The following is a 15,167-nucleotide window of genomic DNA, read 5'->3' as shown; positions in this document are numbered from 1 at the left end:
AGGGAGGGCGGATGGCCGCAGGGGACCGGCTCGACCTGCCGGCGGTGGGCGAGCGCCAGAGCCTGCGCGAGCAGGTCGCGCAGGCGTTGCGCGCCGCGCTGATCGCCGGCGAGATGCGGCCGGGCGTGGTCTACTCCGCCCCGGTGCTGGCCGCCCAGTTCGGCGTCTCGGCCACCCCCGTCCGCGAGGCCATGCTCGACCTCGCCAAGGAGGGCCTGGTCGAGGCGGTGCGCAACAAGGGCTTCCGGGTGACCGAGCTGTCCGACCGCGACCTCGACGAGCTGACCGAGCTGCGCCGCCTCATCGAGGTGCCGACCGTGGCCAGGCTGGCCGACAGCGCGCGGGCCGAGGAGTTCGAGCGGCTGCGCCCGGCCGCCGAGGAGATCGTCGCCGCCGGCGAGGCCGGCGACCTGCTCGCGTACGTGGACGCCGACCTGCGCTTCCACGTCGAGCTGCTGGCCCTGTCCGGCAACGCGCACCTGGTGTCGGTGGTCCGCGACCTGCGCAACCGGGCCCGCCTGTACGGCCTGTCCCAGCTCGCCGCGCACGACGCGCTCGGCGGCTCGGCCCGCGAGCACCTGGCGCTGCTGGACGCGCTCAAGAGCGGCGACGGCGAGGCCGTGGCCCGGATCATGGACGAGCACATCGGCCACGTCCGCGGCATCTGGGCCGGGCACACCGGCACCTGAGCCGGGCACACCGGCGCCTGAGCCGCCCGCGGCCGGCCGGCGGGCGCGACTTCGCGCGTTCGGGGATCGAGCACTCCCCGGGGGAGGTACCCTCAATGCGGACCGGCCGGACGGACACGTCGCGGGCCCGCCCGCACCCCCCGTCCAGCGGGGTGGCAGGGCGGCGATCCCCGCCGGATTCCGGCCGACACAGGACAAGCGCCGACACAGGACAAGCACGGTCACGCGGAACCCCGCACTCCGCTGGCCTTCCCCGGGCTCGGCACACCCCGCCCACCAAGCCGAGCCCTCCGCCGCGCGCGCCCGCGCACTCCCGTCCCGCCCGGGGCGCGCGGCGGACCCCCTTCTTCCTACTTCTTGACGCGCCTGGTCGAGCCGAGGCTCGCGGCCACCACGCACACGACGGCCGCCCACTGCTGCGCGTGCAGCACCTCGCCCAGCAGCAGCACGCCGACCAGCGCCGCCACGGCCGGCTCCAGGCTCATGAGGATGCCGAACACGCGCGGCGGCATGCGCCGCAGCGCCTGCAGCTCCAGCGAGTACGGGATCACCGACGACAGCAGCCCCACGCCCAGCCCGATGAGCAGCAGGTGCGGCTGCAGCAGGCCGGCCCCGCCGGTGGTGACCCCGACCGGCGCGACCAGCACGGCCGACACGACCATCGCGAACGCCAGCCCGCTCGTACCGGGGAAACGCCGCCCGGCCGCCGCCGACAGCAGGATGTACCCCGCCCAGCAGGCCCCGGCCACCATCGCGAAGCCGATGCCGAGCCAGCTCACCGACGCCGACTCGCCCCAGGGGGCCAGCAGCACGACGCCGGCGCCCGCCAGGGTCACCCACAGCAGGTCGATCCGCCGCCGCGAGGCCGCCACCGCCACCCCCAGCGGCCCCAGGAACTCGATGGCCACCGCGATGCCCATCGGCAGCCGCGCCAGGGCCTCGTAGAAGGTCAGGTTCATCAGGGCCAGCGTCGCGCCGAAGCCGAGCCCCACCGCCCAGTCGCGCCAGGCCAGCCCCTTCAGCCGCGGCCGCACGAACGTCCCCATGATGAGCGCCCCGGCCGCGATGCGCAGGAACACCACCGCGCTCGGCGGCAGCACCGCGAACAGCTCCTTGGCGAACCCGGCGCCGATCTGCACCGACAGGATGCCCAGCAGCACCAGCGAGGACGGCGGGATCGAGTCGGCGGCCGCGCGCAACACGTTGCCCGGCCGCGGCAGGCCGGAGCCGCGCTCGAACGGTTCGTCCAGGGCGAAGGCGGTCACGGAACTCCTCGGAAGAGACATCAGACGGATGAGCGTGACCGGTAGAGCCTACTGGCGGCCAGGTATATTTCCGCATTTAGAGTGATGTCTCATGGACGCCCCCGCTCCTCCCGCCAGCCTCGTCCGGCCGCCGCTGGGCGTCTCCGCGGCCTCGTTCGTCAGCAGCTTCGACCGCTTCGCCGTCAGCCCCATGCTCGTCGTGATCGCCACCGACCTGGGCGCGCCGCTGTCGGCGTCGGTCGCCGCGGCCAGCGGCTACTACCTGGCCTACGGGCTCACGCAGCCGCTGTGGGGAGTGCTGTCGGACCGGTTCGGGCGGGTGCGGGTGATGCGCGGCGCGCTGTTCGGCGCGGCGCTGGCGGGGCTGGTCTCGGCGCTCATGCCGGCGCTCTGGGCGCTGGTGGCGGCCAGGGTGGTGACCGGCGCCTGCTTCGGCGCGGTGATCCCGACGGGGCTGACGTACGTGGGCGACACCGTCCGGGCCGAGGCGCGCCAGCGCGCGCTGACCGACCTCATGGGCGCCGCCGCGCTCGGCACGGCCCTGGCCACCGGGCTGGCCGGCGCGCTGGCGGGGCTGGTGAGCTGGCGGGTGGCCTTCACCGTGCCCGCCGCCTGCGCCCTGGCCTGCGCGCTGGCCCTGCGCGCGCTGCCCGAGCCGCGCCGCGAGGGCGGGCCCGCGGGCGTGGCGCGCTTCCTGCGCCTGGTGCTCGGGCACCGCTGGGCCCTGCTGGTCTTCGCGCTGGCCTTCACCGAGGGCGCGATCATGCTCGGCGTCATGCCGTTCCTGGCGCCCGCGCTGGAGCACGCCGGCGTCGCCGCCGCGCTCGCGGGGCTCGGCATCACCGCCTACGGGCTCGGGCTGTGGGCCCAGGCCAAGCTGGTCAAGCGGCTGTCGGGGCGCTGGCCGGCGCCGCTGCTGATGGCCGCGGGCGGGGCGCAGCTCGTGGCGGGCTTCGCGCTGGCGGCCGCGCACGTCAGCATGGTCACCGTGGCGGTCACCGCGCTGCTGCTCGGCGGCGGCTGGTCGTTCCTGCACTCCTCGCTGCAGACCTGGGCGACCTCCGTGGTGCCGCAGGCGCGGGGCACCACGGTCGCGTTCTTCGCCGCCGCGCTCTTCGTCGGCAGCGCCGTCTCCTCGTGGGCGGCCGGGCCGCTGGCCGAGGAGGGCCGCTACCCGCTGTTGTTCGGGCTGGCCGCCGCCGCGGCGCTCCCCCTGACCGCCGTGGCCGTCCTCACCCGCCGCCGCTACCTGCTCGCCCGGACCGCCTGAACGCGCTCACGCGCCGGCCCGCCTACTCCCGGCCCGCCCGCTCCCGGCCTCGGGCCCGCTCACTCCCAGCGGAACGTCCGCGACACCAGCGCCAGCGACAGCACCGCCCAGGCGGCCAGCACGCCCAGCGGGGCCAGCGGCAGCGCCGCCCCCTGGGCGAGCACCGCGCGCAGCCCGCCGGTCAGCGCCGAGATCGGCAGCACCTCCAGCGCCGGCCGCACGCTCCCGGGGAACTTCGACAGCGGGAAGACCACCCCGCCGGCCCCCAGCAGCACGAGGTAGACGAGGTTGGCCGCGGCCAGCGTGGCCTCCGCGCGCAGCGTGCCGGCCATGAGCAGGCCGAGCCCGCTGAAGGCCGCCGTGCCCACCACGACGAGCAGCGCCGCGCCCAGGAACGACCCCTGCGGACGCCACCCCAGCGCCAGCCCCACGGCCACGATCACCACGGCCTGGACGCACTCCACCGCCACCACGGCCGCCGTCTTGGCCAGCATCAGCCCGGCCCGCGACAGCGGCGTGGCGCCGAGCCGCTTGAGCACGCCGTAGCGGCGCTCGAAACCGGTGGCGATGGCCTGCCCGGTGAAGGCCGTGGACATCACCGCGAGGGCCAGCACGCCGGGCGCCAGGAAGTCGACGCGCCGCCCGCCGCCCATGTCGACGATGGGCGCCAGCGAGAAGCCCACCAGCAGCAGCACCGGGATGACCAGGGTCAGCAGGAGCTGCTCGCCGTTGCGCAGGATGGCCCGCAGCTCCGCGCCGGCCTGCGCCAGCACCATGCGCGGGAGCGGCGCGGCTCCCGGCGCGGGCGTGAGGTCGAGGACGGGCGCCGCGCCCGCGTCGTGGGCGCTCATCGCAGCTCCCTGCCGGTCAGCTCCAGGAACACGTCTTCGAGGGTGCGCCGCTCGATGCGCAGGTCGTCGGCCGTGACGCCCTCGGCCGCGCACCAGGCGGTCACCGTGGCCAGCAGCTCGGGCCCGACCTGGCCCTCGATGATGTAGTGGCCGGCGGGCGACTCCTTGGCCGCGCTGCCCGCCGGCAGCGCGTTGAGCAGCTCCTCCAGCGCCAGCCCCGGCCGGGCCCTGAACCTGAGCTGCCGCTCGGCGCCGGTCAGCTCGGCGGGGGTGCCCTCGGCCACCACCCGCCCCCTGTCGATGATCACCACGTGGTCGGCCAGCCGCTCGGCCTCGTCCATGTGGTGCGTGGTCAGCACCACCGACACCCCGGCCGCGCGCAGCTCGGCCACCAGCTCCCAGCAGGCGTGGCGGGCCTGCGGGTCGAGGCCGGCGGTGGGCTCGTCGAGGAAGACCAGCTCGGGGCGGCCGACGACGGCCGCGGCCAGCGACAGCCGCTGCTGCTGGCCACCCGACATGCGCCGGTAGGGAGTGCGGGCGTGCCCGGCCAGCCCCAGCCGGGCCAGCAGCGCCCCCGGGTCCAGCGGGCGGGCGTAGAAGCGCGCGACCAGGCGCAGCCACTCGCCGCAGCGCATCGCCGGCGGCACCCCGCCGGCCTGGAGCATGATCCCGACCCGGGCGCGCAGCTCGGGCCGCTCGGGGGAGAGCCCCAGCACCCGGACGGTGCCCGCGTCGGCGGTGCGGAACCCCTCGCAGATCTCGACCGTGGACGTCTTGCCCGCCCCGTTGGGGCCCAGGACGGCCGTGACCGCGCCGCGCTCCGCGCGCAGGGCGAGGCCGTCGAGCGCCGTGGTGCCGCCGTAACGTTTGACCAGGTCGAGGATCTCGACGGCTGGGGAATCCATGGCCACGAGTCTAAGGACTGCGCGGGGCGGTCCGGTCCTCAGGTGAGCCCACGGAGCGGACGCTCTATGGAAAGTTCCGGAAATATCTGATAACTGGGAATTAGGAGGACCGGATAACGGTTTCCGTACCTCGGCCCTCGTGGGCCGCCTGGTTCGCGAGGAGAGGGGTTCACGCATGTCCGTGGCTGAAGCCACGTCCACGTCCGCCGCCGTCCGGTCCGAGCGCGGGAGCCGCAGGGTGCTCCTGCTGGTCATCCTCGGCGCGCTCTCGGCCATCGGACCCCTCTCCATCGACATGTACCTCCCGGCGCTGCCCGCCATCACCTCCGAGATGCTCAGCGCCCCCGCCCAGGTCCAGCTCACGCTCACCGCCTGCCTCATCGGCGTGTCGGTCGGGCAGGTCATCGCCGGGCCGGTCAGCGACGTGCGCGGGCGGCGGGTGCCGCTGATCGTGGGCGTGGCCGGGTTCATGGCGGCCTCGCTGTTGTGCGCGTTCGCGCCCTCGGTGCCCATGCTCATCGCCTTCCGCCTGCTGCAGGGCATGCTGGGCGGCGCGGCCCTGGTCATCGTGCGCGCGGTCGTGCGCGACCTGTACGACGGCGCCGCCATCGCCCGCATCTTCGCCACGCTCATGCTGGTCAGCGGCCTGGCGCCGATCCTGGCCCCGATCGCCGGGGCGCAGCTGCTGGCGTTCACCTCCTGGCGCGGCGTGTTTGTGGCGCTCAGCCTGGCCGGCGTCGTGCTGCTGGTCGCCGTGCTGGCCGGGGTGCGCGAGACGCTGCCGGCCGGGCAGCGCGAGAGCGGCGGGCTCGGGCACACCGTCCGCACGTTCTGGCACCTGCTGCGCGACCGCTCGTTCATGGGCTACGCGCTGACCGGCGGCCTGGCCTTCGCCGGCATGTTCGGCTACATCTCCGGCTCGCCGTTCGTGCTGCAGGAGGTCTACGGCGCCACCCCGCAGCAGTACTCGCTCATCTTCGGGCTCAACGCCCTCGCCCTGACCGCCATGGCGCAGGTCGGCGGCCGGCTGTCGGGCCGGGTGCCCCCGGTCGCCCTGGTGGTCGCGGGGCTGGCCGTCAGCCTGGCCGGCGGGGGCCTGCTCATGACCGCCGCGCTCACCGGGCTCGGCCTGTGGGGGATCGTGGCGGGACTGTTCGTCATCATGCTCGGCCAGGGACTGACGCTGCCCGGCACCGGCGCGCTGGCCCTGAGCTCGCAGCCGGCCCAGGTGGCCGGCAGCGCCTCGGCGCTGATGGGCGTGCTGCAGTTCGCGCTGGGCGCGCTGGCCGCGCCGCTGGTCGGCCTGGCGGGGGCGGGCACCGCCGTGCCCATGGCCACGGTCATGCTCGGGCTCGTGGCCGCCGCCGCGGCGGCGTTCGCCGTCCTGGGCCGGCCGTGGCGCCGGGCGGCGGCCTGAGCGGGCGCGAGGGACGAGCGGAGTAAGGTAAGGCTACCCTGCGTGACAAATTCCATTGCCGAGCTGCTCGGATTCGTTTGTGAGCCGGGAAGGATTTACGGCACACTGATGTTGTGAAAAACATGCCCACGATCGAGCCCGGTAGCGAGCGCGGCACCCGTGCCCGCGTCGCCAGGCTGATCCTTGAGCATGGTCCCGTCGCGGCCGCGGCCCTGGGGGAGCGGCTCGGGCTCACGCCCGCCGCCGTCCGGCGTCACCTCGACGCGCTGCTGGCCGACGGGATGATCGAGCCTCGTACGACCCGGCCGCGCGGGCAGCGCGGGCGGGGGCGGCCGGCCAAGCTGTTCGCCATCACCGACGCGGGGCGCAGTGCCTTCGAGCACGCCTATGACGACCTGGCCGGCAGCGCGCTGCGCTACCTGGCCGAGCGCATGGGGCCGGGCGCGGTGGCCGACTTCGCCCGCACGCAGGTCGCCGGTCTGGTCAAGCGGCTGGAGCCGGTCATGCGCGCGGTGCCGGCCGAGCAGCGCGTCCAGGTGCTCGTGCAGGCGCTGTCGGCGGAGGGGTACGCCGCCTCGGCCAGCAAGGCCAAGTCCGGCGGCGACCAGCTCTGCCAGCACCACTGCCCGGTGGCCCACGCGGCCGCGGAGTTCCCTCAGCTCTGCGAGGCCGAGACGGAGGCGTTCGCGCAGCTCCTCGGCACGCCGGTGCAGCGCCTGGCCACGATCGCGCACGGCGACGGGGTCTGCACGACGCACGTGAGCCCGCAGACGCTGGGCGAATCCGCACATAAGGACAAGAGTCCTCACGATAAGAGCAAGGAGACCGGAAGGTGACTGTCACCGACCGCCCGGAGCTGGAAGGCCTCGGGAATTACAAGTTCGGCTGGGCCGACCCGGACATCGCGGGGGCGACGGCCAGGCGCGGCCTGTCCGAAAAGGTCGTCCGCGAGATCTCCGCCCTGAAGAACGAGCCGGAGTGGATGCTCGACCTTCGCCTCAAGGGTCTCCGGCTCTTCGACAAGAAGCCCCTGCCCGCCTGGGGCGCGGACCTGTCGGACATCGACTTCGACAACATCAAGTACTTCGTGCGCTCGACGGAGAAGCAGGCCGCCTCCTGGGACGAGCTGCCCGCCGACATCAAGAACACCTACGACAAGCTCGGCATCCCCGAGGCGGAGAAGCAGCGCCTCATCGCCGGCGTCGCCGCCCAGTACGAGTCGGAGGTCGTCTACCACAAGATCCGCGAGGACCTTGAGGAGAAGGGCGTCATCTTCGTCGACACCGACACGGGCCTCAAGGAGCACGAGGAGCTCTTCAAGGAGTACTTCGGCTCGGTGATCCCGGTCGGCGACAACAAGTTCGCCGCGCTCAACACCGCCGTGTGGTCGGGCGGCTCGTTCATCTACGTGCCGCCGAACGTCGAGGTCGAGATCCCGCTGCAGGCCTACTTCCGGATCAACACCGAGAACATGGGCCAGTTCGAGCGCACCCTGATCATCGTGGACGAGAACAGCTACGTCCACTACGTCGAGGGCTGCACCGCGCCGATCTACTCCAGCGACTCGCTGCACAGCGCGGTCGTCGAGATCATCGTGAAGAAGAACGCCCGCTGCCGTTACACGACCATCCAGAACTGGTCCAACAACGTCTACAACCTGGTCACCAAGCGCGCCGTGGCGTACGAGGGCGCGACCATGGAGTGGATCGACGGCAACATCGGCTCCAAGGTCACGATGAAGTACCCGGCCGTCTACCTCATGGGCGAGCACGCCAAGGGCGAGACCCTGAGCGTCGCCTTCGCCGGCGAGGGCCAGCACCAGGACGCCGGCTCCAAGATGGTGCACCTGGCGCCCAACACCAGCTCCAGCGTCATCTCCAAGTCGGTGGCGCGCGGCGGCGGCCGCACCTCCTACCGCGGTCTGGTCCAGATCGAGGAGGGCGCGCACGGCAGCGCCAGCACCGTCAAGTGCGACGCGCTGCTGGTCGACCAGATCAGCCGCTCCGACACCTACCCCTACGTCGACGTCCGCGAGGACGACGTCTCGATGGGCCACGAGGCCACGGTCTCCAAGGTCAGCGAGGACCAGCTGTTCTACCTCATGAGCCGCGGGCTCGACGAGGACGAGGCGATGGCGATGATCGTGCGCGGCTTCGTGGAGCCGATCGCGCGCGAGCTGCCCATGGAGTACGCGCTCGAGCTCAACCGGCTGATCGAGCTGCAGATGGAAGGAGCCGTCGGCTGATGGGCCTGAACGAGAAGCCCCTGTCGACCCTGCACGAGAAGGCGTCCTACGACCTGGGCGACTTCGAGGTCCCGGCCGGCCGCGAGGAGGCCTGGCGCTTCACGCCGCTGTCCCGGCTGAAGGGCCTGCACAACGGCAAGGCCGAGGCCGTGGGCCACGTCCGCCTCGACGTGGACGCGGCCCCCGAGGTCACCGTCGAGACGGTCGGCCGCGACGACGCCCGCGTCGGCAAGGCGTTCACGCCCACCGACCGGATCAGCGCCCAGGCGTGGAACAGCTTCGAGAAGGCCACCGTCATCACGGTGCCGCGCGAGGCCGTCGCCTCCAGGCCGACCGTGCTGACCCTGACCGGCGAGGGCGACGGCGCCGCCTACGGCCACCTCGTGGTCGCGGTGGAGCCGCTGGCCGAGGCCGTGCTCGTGCTCGACCACCGGGGCAGCGCGGTCTACGCCGACAACATCGAGTTCGTCGTCGGCGAGGGCGCCAACCTCAAGGTCGTCAGCCTCCAGGACTGGGACGACGACGCCGTGCATGTCTCGCACCACCACGCCCAGCTCGCCAAGGACGCCACCTTCCGCAGCTTCGTGGTGACGCTCGGCGGCGACCTGGTCCGGCTGTCGCCCAGCGTGGCCTACACCGCCCCCGGCGGCGACGCCGACCTGTCGGGCGTCTACTTCGTGGACGCCGGGCAGCACCTGGAGCACCGCCTGCTGGTCGACCACTCGCAGCCCCACTGCAAGAGCAACGTCGACTACCGCGGCGCGCTGCAGGGCGAGCGGGCGCACGCCGTCTGGATCGGCGACGTGATCATCAGGGTCGAGGCCGAGGGCACCGACACCTACGAGCTCAACCGCAACCTGATCCTCACCGACGGCGCCCGCGCCGACTCGGTGCCCAACCTGGAGATCCTCACCGGCGAGGTCGCCGGCGCGGGGCACGCCTCCGCCTCCGGCCGCCTCGACGACGAGCACATCTTCTACCTCCAGGCGCGCGGCATCCCCCACGACGAGGCCCGCCGCCTGGTCGTGCGGGGCTTCCTCGGCCAGCTCATCGAGAAGATCCAGATCGAGGAGATCCGCGAGCGCGTCATGAGCGCCGTGGAGGCGGAGCTCGCCCGATGAGCTTCGAGAAGGTGTGTACGCTCGCCGACATCCCCGACGGAGGGGTCATCGGCGTGGAAGTGGGGGAGACCCCGGTGGCGCTGGTGCGCAAGGGCGGCGACGTCTACGCCCTGCACGATGTCTGCTCGCACGCCGAGGTCAAGCTCAGCGAGGGCGAGGTCTACGACGGCACGCTGGAGTGCTGGCTGCACGGCTCGTGCTTCGACGTGCGCACCGGCAAGCCGACCGGCCCGCCCGCGACCCAGCCCGTGAACGTCTACACAGTCAAGATCGACGGCGATGACGTCCTCGTCTCGCTCTCGAAGGAGTCATAAGCAATCATGTCCACCCTTGAGATCCGCGACCTGCACGTCGCCGTCGAGGACAAGGAAATCCTGCGCGGCGTCAACCTGACCGTCAACGCGGGCCAGACCCACGCCATCATGGGCCCCAACGGCTCGGGCAAGTCGACGCTCGCCTACGCGATCGCCGGTCACCCCAAGTACACCGTCACCGGCGGGCAGGTCCTGCTCGACGGCGTCGACCTGCTGGAGCTGTCGGTCGACGAGCGCGCCCGCGCCGGCCTGTTCCTGGCCATGCAGTACCCGGTCGAGGTCCCCGGCGTGTCGGTGTCGAACTTCCTGCGCTCGGCCGTCACCGCGGTCCGCGGCGAGGCGCCCAAGCTGCGCGAGTTCGCCAAGGACCTCAAGGGCGGCATGGACGCCCTGTCCATCGACCCGGCCTTCGCCCAGCGCAACCTCAACGAGGGCTTCTCCGGCGGCGAGAAGAAGCGCCACGAGATCCTCCAGATGGAGCTGCTCAAGCCGAAGTTCGCCGTCCTCGACGAGACCGACTCCGGCCTCGACGTGGACGCGCTGCGCGTGGTGTCGGAGGGCATCAACCGCTTCCGCGCCGCCGGCGACACCGGCGTGCTGCTCATCACGCACTACACCCGCATCCTGCGGTACGTGAAGCCCGACTTCGTGCACGTCTTCGCGGGCGGGCGCATCGTCGAGGAGGGCGGGCCGGAGCTGGCCGACAAGCTCGAGGCCGAGGGCTACGAGCAGTACACGAAGGCGACTGCATGACTTCCACCAGCTTGGACGTGGAGAGGATCAGGAAGGACTTCCCGGTCTTCTCCCGCGAGCTGCCCGACGGGCGACCGCTCGTCTACCTCGACTCGGGCAACTCCTCGCAGAAGCCCACCCAGGTCATCGAGACCATGCGCGAGCACCTGGCCCTGCACTACAGCAACGTGGGCCGGGCCATGCACGTGCTCGGGGCGGAGTCCACGGAGGCGTACGAGGGCGCTCGCGACAAGATCGCGTCGTTCGTCGGCGCGCCCTCGCGGGACGAGGTGGTCTTCACCAAGAACGCCTCCGAGGCGCTCAACCTCGTCGCCTACTCCTTCGGCAACCCCGCCAACACCGACCCCCGCTTCACCCTCGGCCCCGGCGACGAGATCGTCGTCTCCGAGATGGAGCACCACTCCAACATCGTGCCGTGGCAGCTGCTCGCGCAGCGCACCGGCGCGACGCTCAAGTGGTTCGGCGTCACCGACGAGGGCCGGCTCGACCTGGCCGACGGTGTCGTCACCGAGCGGACGAAGATCGTCTCGGTGGCCCACCAGTCCAACGTGCTCGGCACCATCAACCCGGTCGCCGAGCTGGCCCGGCGGGCGCACGAGGCCGGGGCGCTGATCATGCTGGACGCCTCCCAGTCCGTGCCGCACCACCCGGTGGACCTCGCCACGCTGGGCGCCGACTTCGTGGCCTTCACCGGCCACAAGATGGTCGGCCCGTCCGGCATCGGGGTGTTGTGGGCGCGGGCCGAGCTGCTCGACGCCATGCCCCCGTTCCTCGGTGGCGGCGAGATGATCGAGGCGGTCTGGATGGACCACTCGACCTACGCCCCGGCCCCGCACAAGTTCGAGGCCGGCACGCCGCCCATCGTCGAGGCCATCGGGCTCGGCGCGGCCGCCGACTACCTGACCGCGGTCGGCATGGACGCCGTCGAGGAGCACGAGCGCCTGCTGACCGGCTACGCGCTGGAGGCGCTGCGCGAGGTGCCCGGCCTGCGGATCATCGGCCCGGAGACGCTGGAGCAGCGGGGCGGCACGGTGTCGTTCACGCTGGAGGGCATCCACCCGCACGACGTCGGGCAGATCCTCGACGACCAGTTCGGCGTCGCGGTGCGCGTCGGGCACCACTGCGCCCGGCCGCTGCACCTGCGCTTCGGAATACCCGCGACCACGCGGGCGTCGTTCTACCTGTACAACACCACGGGCGAGATCGACGCTCTGGTGCGCGGCATCCATCACGTTCAGAAGGTGTTCGCATAGCCATGATCGGCGAGTCGATGTACCAGGAGTTGATCCTGGAGCACTACAAGCACCCGCAGGGGCGGGGGCTGCGCGAGCCGTACGACGCCGAGGTCCACCACGTGAACCCGACGTGCGGCGACGAGATCACGCTCAGGGTCAAGGTGGACGGCGGCCAGGTCCTCGACGTCTCCTACGACGGGCAGGGCTGCTCGATCAGCCAGGCCGCCGCCTCGGTGCTGCACGAGCTGACCACCGGCTCGTCGGTCGAGGAGTCGCTGTCGGTCGTCGACGAGTTCACCCGGCTCATGCAGGGCAGGGGGCAGGTGGAGGCCGACGAGGACGTGCTCGGCGACGCGGTGGCGTTCGCGGGCGTGGCCAAGTTCCCGGCGCGCGTGAAGTGCGCGTTGTTGTCCTGGATGGCCTACAAGGACGCAGTGGTGAGGAGTGCTGCCCAGTGAGCAAGCCCACGGAGACGCCCACGACCGACTTCGACGGTGAGACCACCGTCGAGGAGGTCATGGAGGCGCTCAAGGACGTGGTGGATCCCGAGCTCGGCATCAACGTGGTCGACCTGGGCCTGGTCTACGGGCTCAACCTCGACCCGGCCGGTGACGCCAAGCCCGTGGCCACCATCGACATGACGCTGACCAGCGCGGCCTGCCCGCTGACCGACGTCATCGAGGACCAGGCCCACTCGGCCCTGGACGGCATGGTGTCGGACGTGAAGATCAACTGGGTCTGGCTGCCGCCGTGGGGGCCGGACAAGATCACCGACGAGGGGCGCGAGCAGCTGCGTATGCTAGGCTTCAACGTGTGATCTCTTACGCTGTCGCGGCTGGCGTCCGAACGTCAGCCGTTTCAGCGTGTCACCAAGGTTTTCGGAAGGTCCGAACTCGGCCGGGAATTATCCGATAACATCCCGGCGTTGGTAACAGATGTACCTGACGCCTCATCGCGCGTTGAGCACTGCCTGCGGCCGGTGCCCCGGTGCATCCCCCCATTTTTCTTTGATCTTGTACGGCGTGTGCCGTACATCTTGGCTCGTCCTTTCGCAGAAGTGACGTGCCACTTCGACGGAAAGGCACGACTTTCGTGACCATGCTTGACGCTGTCATGCCCACGCTCGACGACGAGAACGTCTCCGGCGCGCCCGCCACGGCGGCCCCGGAACGCGCCGCCGAGCCGGGCCCGTCCGAGTTCGAGCTGCTGGGGCTGCCCAGGCCGCTCATCTCCGGGCTGGCCAGGATGGGCATCGACAGTCCCTTCCCCATCCAGAGCGCGACGATCCCCGACGTGCTCGCCGGCAACGACGTGCTCGGCCGCGGCCAGACCGGCTCCGGCAAGACGCTCGCCTTCGGCCTGCCCACCATGGCCCGCATCGCCGGCGCGAGGCCGGCCCCTGGCCGCCCCCGCGCCATGATCCTCGTGCCGACCCGCGAGCTCGCGCTCCAGGTCCACGACGCCCTCGAACCCCTCGGCCGCGGCCTCGGGCTGCGCATGAAGGTCATCGTCGGCGGCATGTCCATGGGCAAGCAGATCGAGGCGCTGCGCCGCGGCGTGGACCTCGTCATCGCCACCCCCGGGCGGCTCGGCGACCTTATCAGGCAGGGCGAGTGCTCGCTCTCCGACGTCGAGGTCAGCGTCCTGGACGAGGCCGACCACATGTGCGACCTCGGCTTCTTCCCCGTCGTCACCGACCTGCTCGCGCAGACCCCGACCGACGGGCAGCGGCTGCTGTTCTCCGCCACGCTCGACGGCGACGTCGACAAGCTCGTGCAGCGCTTCCTCAAGAACCCCATCACGCACTCGGTGGCCCCGGCGACCTCGCCGGTCGACACCATGGAGCACCACGTGGTGCAGGTCACCCGCGACGACAAGTTCGACGTGACGGCCGAGATCGCCAACCGCGAGGGACGCACCATCATCTTCGTGCGCACCCAGCACGGCGTCGACCGGCTGTGCAAGCAGCTCGCCCGCGTCGGCGTCAAGGCCGGCGGCCTGCACGGCGGCAAGCGCCAGAACCAGCGCACCCGCATCCTCGCCGAGTTCCGCGAGGGCGCGATCAACGTGCTGGTCTGCACCGACGTCGCGGCGCGCGGCATCCACGTGGACAACATCTCGCTGGTGCTGCACGTGGACCCGCCCCAGGACCACAAGAGCTACCTGCACCGCGGCGGGCGTACCGCGCGGGCCGGCGAGAAGGGCACGGTCGTCACGCTGGTGCTGCCCAACGAGCGGCGCTCCACCGACGCCCTGACCCGGCGGGCCGGCATCCACCCGTTCCGCCTCAAGGCCACCCCGGGTCACCCGCGGCTGGCCGAGGTGACCGGCGCCCGTGTGCCGAGCGGCGAGGCCATCCCCGTGTGGGAGCCGGACGTCCGCAAGCCGCTGCGGCCGCGCCGCGACGGCGGCCACGGCGGCGCCGAGCGCCGCGGTGACCGGGGCGGCCGGCGCCCGCGCCGCGACTTCGACGGCGAGCGCCGCCCGCGCCGCCACGAGGACGGCGAGCGTCCCTTCGGCGGCGGCAACGGCGCCGGCGAGGACCGGCGTCCCCGCCGGCACTCCGACGAGCCGCGCACCATCGGCGGCGACCGCGACCGCGGCTACCGCCCGAGGCGCGGCTTCCGCGAGGGTGCCCGTGACGGCTTCCGCGACGGCGCCCGTGACGGCTTCCGCGACGACCAGGACCGCCGCGGCGGCAGCCCGCGCGACGACCGTGGCTTCTCCGGCGACCGTGGCTTCTCCGGTGACCGTGGTTTCTCGGGTTCGGGCGACCGGGGCTTCTCCAGCGAGCGCGGCCACTCCGGTGACCGTGGCTACTCGGGCGACCGTGGCTTCTCCAGCGACCGTGGCTTCTCCGGTGACCGTGGCTTCTCCGGCGATGACCGGCGAGGTGGTTACCGGGGCGGCTACCGCGGCGACGACCGCGGCGGGCGCGGACAGGAGCGCGGGGCGCGTGGCGACTGGCGCGGCGGTTCCGACGACCGCGGCAAGCGTCCCCGCCCGTTCTCGTCCGACCGCCGATACGCCCGCTGACGGCTGACGGCACACCACGACGGACCGCCCGCCGTACCTCCTGCGCGAGGTGCGGCGGGCGTTCGC

The 15,167-nt window shown here is 72.4% G+C and carries 15 protein-coding genes; 12 read left to right on the top strand and 3 right to left on the bottom strand.

Annotation, left to right across the window (positions count from 1 at the left end):
• The first annotated feature begins 11 nt into the window (after positions 1–11).
• Positions 12–689: a GntR family transcriptional regulator gene (locus AB0H75_RS25625; RefSeq protein WP_367800162.1), complete on the top strand. Its 678-nt coding sequence runs from the start codon at positions 12–14 to the stop codon at positions 687–689.
• 350 nt (positions 690–1,039) lie between these two features.
• On the opposite strand, the gene AB0H75_RS25620 is transcribed toward AB0H75_RS25625, so the two are convergent.
• Positions 1,040–1,954 carry a DMT family transporter gene (locus AB0H75_RS25620; RefSeq protein ID WP_367800160.1) on the bottom strand — a complete coding sequence of 305 codons (915 nt, stop codon included), beginning with the start codon at positions 1,952–1,954 and terminating at the stop codon, positions 1,040–1,042.
• 91 nt (positions 1,955–2,045) lie between these two features.
• Between AB0H75_RS25620 and AB0H75_RS25615 the strand changes: the two genes are divergently transcribed.
• Complete coding sequence (locus tag AB0H75_RS25615) at positions 2,046–3,224, top strand: MFS transporter (RefSeq protein ID WP_367800158.1); 1,179 nt, start codon at positions 2,046–2,048, stop codon at positions 3,222–3,224.
• A 59-nt stretch (positions 3,225–3,283) separates the two neighbouring features.
• Here AB0H75_RS25615 and AB0H75_RS25610 read toward each other — a convergent pair whose 3' ends face one another.
• Positions 3,284–4,075 carry an ABC transporter permease gene (locus AB0H75_RS25610; RefSeq protein ID WP_367800156.1) on the bottom strand — a complete coding sequence of 264 codons (792 nt, stop codon included), beginning with the start codon at positions 4,073–4,075 and terminating at the stop codon, positions 3,284–3,286.
• Positions 4,072–4,980 (bottom strand): ABC transporter ATP-binding protein, encoded by a 909-nt coding sequence (locus tag AB0H75_RS25605; RefSeq protein WP_367800155.1) that lies wholly within the window; start codon positions 4,978–4,980, stop codon positions 4,072–4,074. The genes AB0H75_RS25610 and AB0H75_RS25605 overlap by 4 nt, the downstream gene beginning before the upstream one ends.
• A gap of 175 nt (positions 4,981–5,155) precedes the next feature.
• Between AB0H75_RS25605 and AB0H75_RS25600 the strand changes: the two genes are divergently transcribed.
• The 10 genes from AB0H75_RS25600 to AB0H75_RS25555 all read left to right on the top strand — a co-directional run bounded on the left by AB0H75_RS25600 (position 5,156) and on the right by AB0H75_RS25555 (position 15,101).
• The gene (locus AB0H75_RS25600) at positions 5,156–6,397 is read left to right on the top strand and encodes a multidrug effflux MFS transporter (RefSeq protein ID WP_367800153.1); all 1,242 of its coding nucleotides are present in this window, start codon (positions 5,156–5,158) and stop codon (positions 6,395–6,397) included.
• A 122-nt stretch (positions 6,398–6,519) separates the two neighbouring features.
• Positions 6,520–7,233, top strand: a complete 714-nt coding sequence (locus AB0H75_RS25595) for a helix-turn-helix transcriptional regulator (protein ID WP_367800151.1) — start codon at positions 6,520–6,522, stop codon at positions 7,231–7,233.
• Positions 7,230–8,642: a Fe-S cluster assembly protein SufB gene (gene sufB, locus AB0H75_RS25590; RefSeq protein ID WP_367800149.1), complete on the top strand. Its 1,413-nt coding sequence runs from the start codon at positions 7,230–7,232 to the stop codon at positions 8,640–8,642. Before AB0H75_RS25595 ends, sufB begins: the two co-directional genes overlap by 4 nt.
• The gene (gene sufD / locus AB0H75_RS25585) at positions 8,642–9,763 is read left to right on the top strand and encodes a Fe-S cluster assembly protein SufD (protein WP_367800147.1); all 1,122 of its coding nucleotides are present in this window, start codon (positions 8,642–8,644) and stop codon (positions 9,761–9,763) included. Before sufB ends, sufD begins: the two co-directional genes overlap by 1 nt.
• Positions 9,760–10,077, top strand: coding sequence for a non-heme iron oxygenase ferredoxin subunit (locus AB0H75_RS25580; protein ID WP_367800145.1), 318 nt, complete (start codon positions 9,760–9,762; stop codon positions 10,075–10,077). Before sufD ends, AB0H75_RS25580 begins: the two co-directional genes overlap by 4 nt.
• A gap of 6 nt (positions 10,078–10,083) precedes the next feature.
• The gene (gene sufC, locus AB0H75_RS25575; protein WP_367800144.1) at positions 10,084–10,830 is read left to right on the top strand and encodes a Fe-S cluster assembly ATPase SufC; all 747 of its coding nucleotides are present in this window, start codon (positions 10,084–10,086) and stop codon (positions 10,828–10,830) included.
• Complete coding sequence (locus AB0H75_RS25570) at positions 10,827–12,083, top strand: cysteine desulfurase (RefSeq protein WP_367800142.1); 1,257 nt, start codon at positions 10,827–10,829, stop codon at positions 12,081–12,083. The genes sufC and AB0H75_RS25570 overlap by 4 nt, the downstream gene beginning before the upstream one ends.
• 2 nt (positions 12,084–12,085) lie before the next feature.
• Positions 12,086–12,523 (top strand): Fe-S cluster assembly sulfur transfer protein SufU, encoded by a 438-nt coding sequence (gene sufU / locus AB0H75_RS25565; protein ID WP_367800140.1) that lies wholly within the window; start codon positions 12,086–12,088, stop codon positions 12,521–12,523.
• Complete coding sequence (locus AB0H75_RS25560; RefSeq protein WP_367800138.1) at positions 12,520–12,882, top strand: metal-sulfur cluster assembly factor; 363 nt, start codon at positions 12,520–12,522, stop codon at positions 12,880–12,882. Before sufU ends, AB0H75_RS25560 begins: the two co-directional genes overlap by 4 nt.
• Before the next feature lie 281 nt (positions 12,883–13,163).
• Positions 13,164–15,101 (top strand): DEAD/DEAH box helicase, encoded by a 1,938-nt coding sequence (locus AB0H75_RS25555; protein ID WP_367800137.1) that lies wholly within the window; start codon positions 13,164–13,166, stop codon positions 15,099–15,101.
• The last annotated feature ends 66 nt before the right edge of the window (positions 15,102–15,167 follow it).

Source organism: Nonomuraea sp. NPDC050783 (genome assembly GCF_040802095.1).
Lineage (GTDB): Bacteria > Actinomycetota > Actinomycetes > Streptosporangiales > Streptosporangiaceae > Nonomuraea.
The sequence above is the reverse complement of the archived record's forward strand: the minus strand, read 5'-3'. Positions and strand labels throughout refer to the sequence as shown.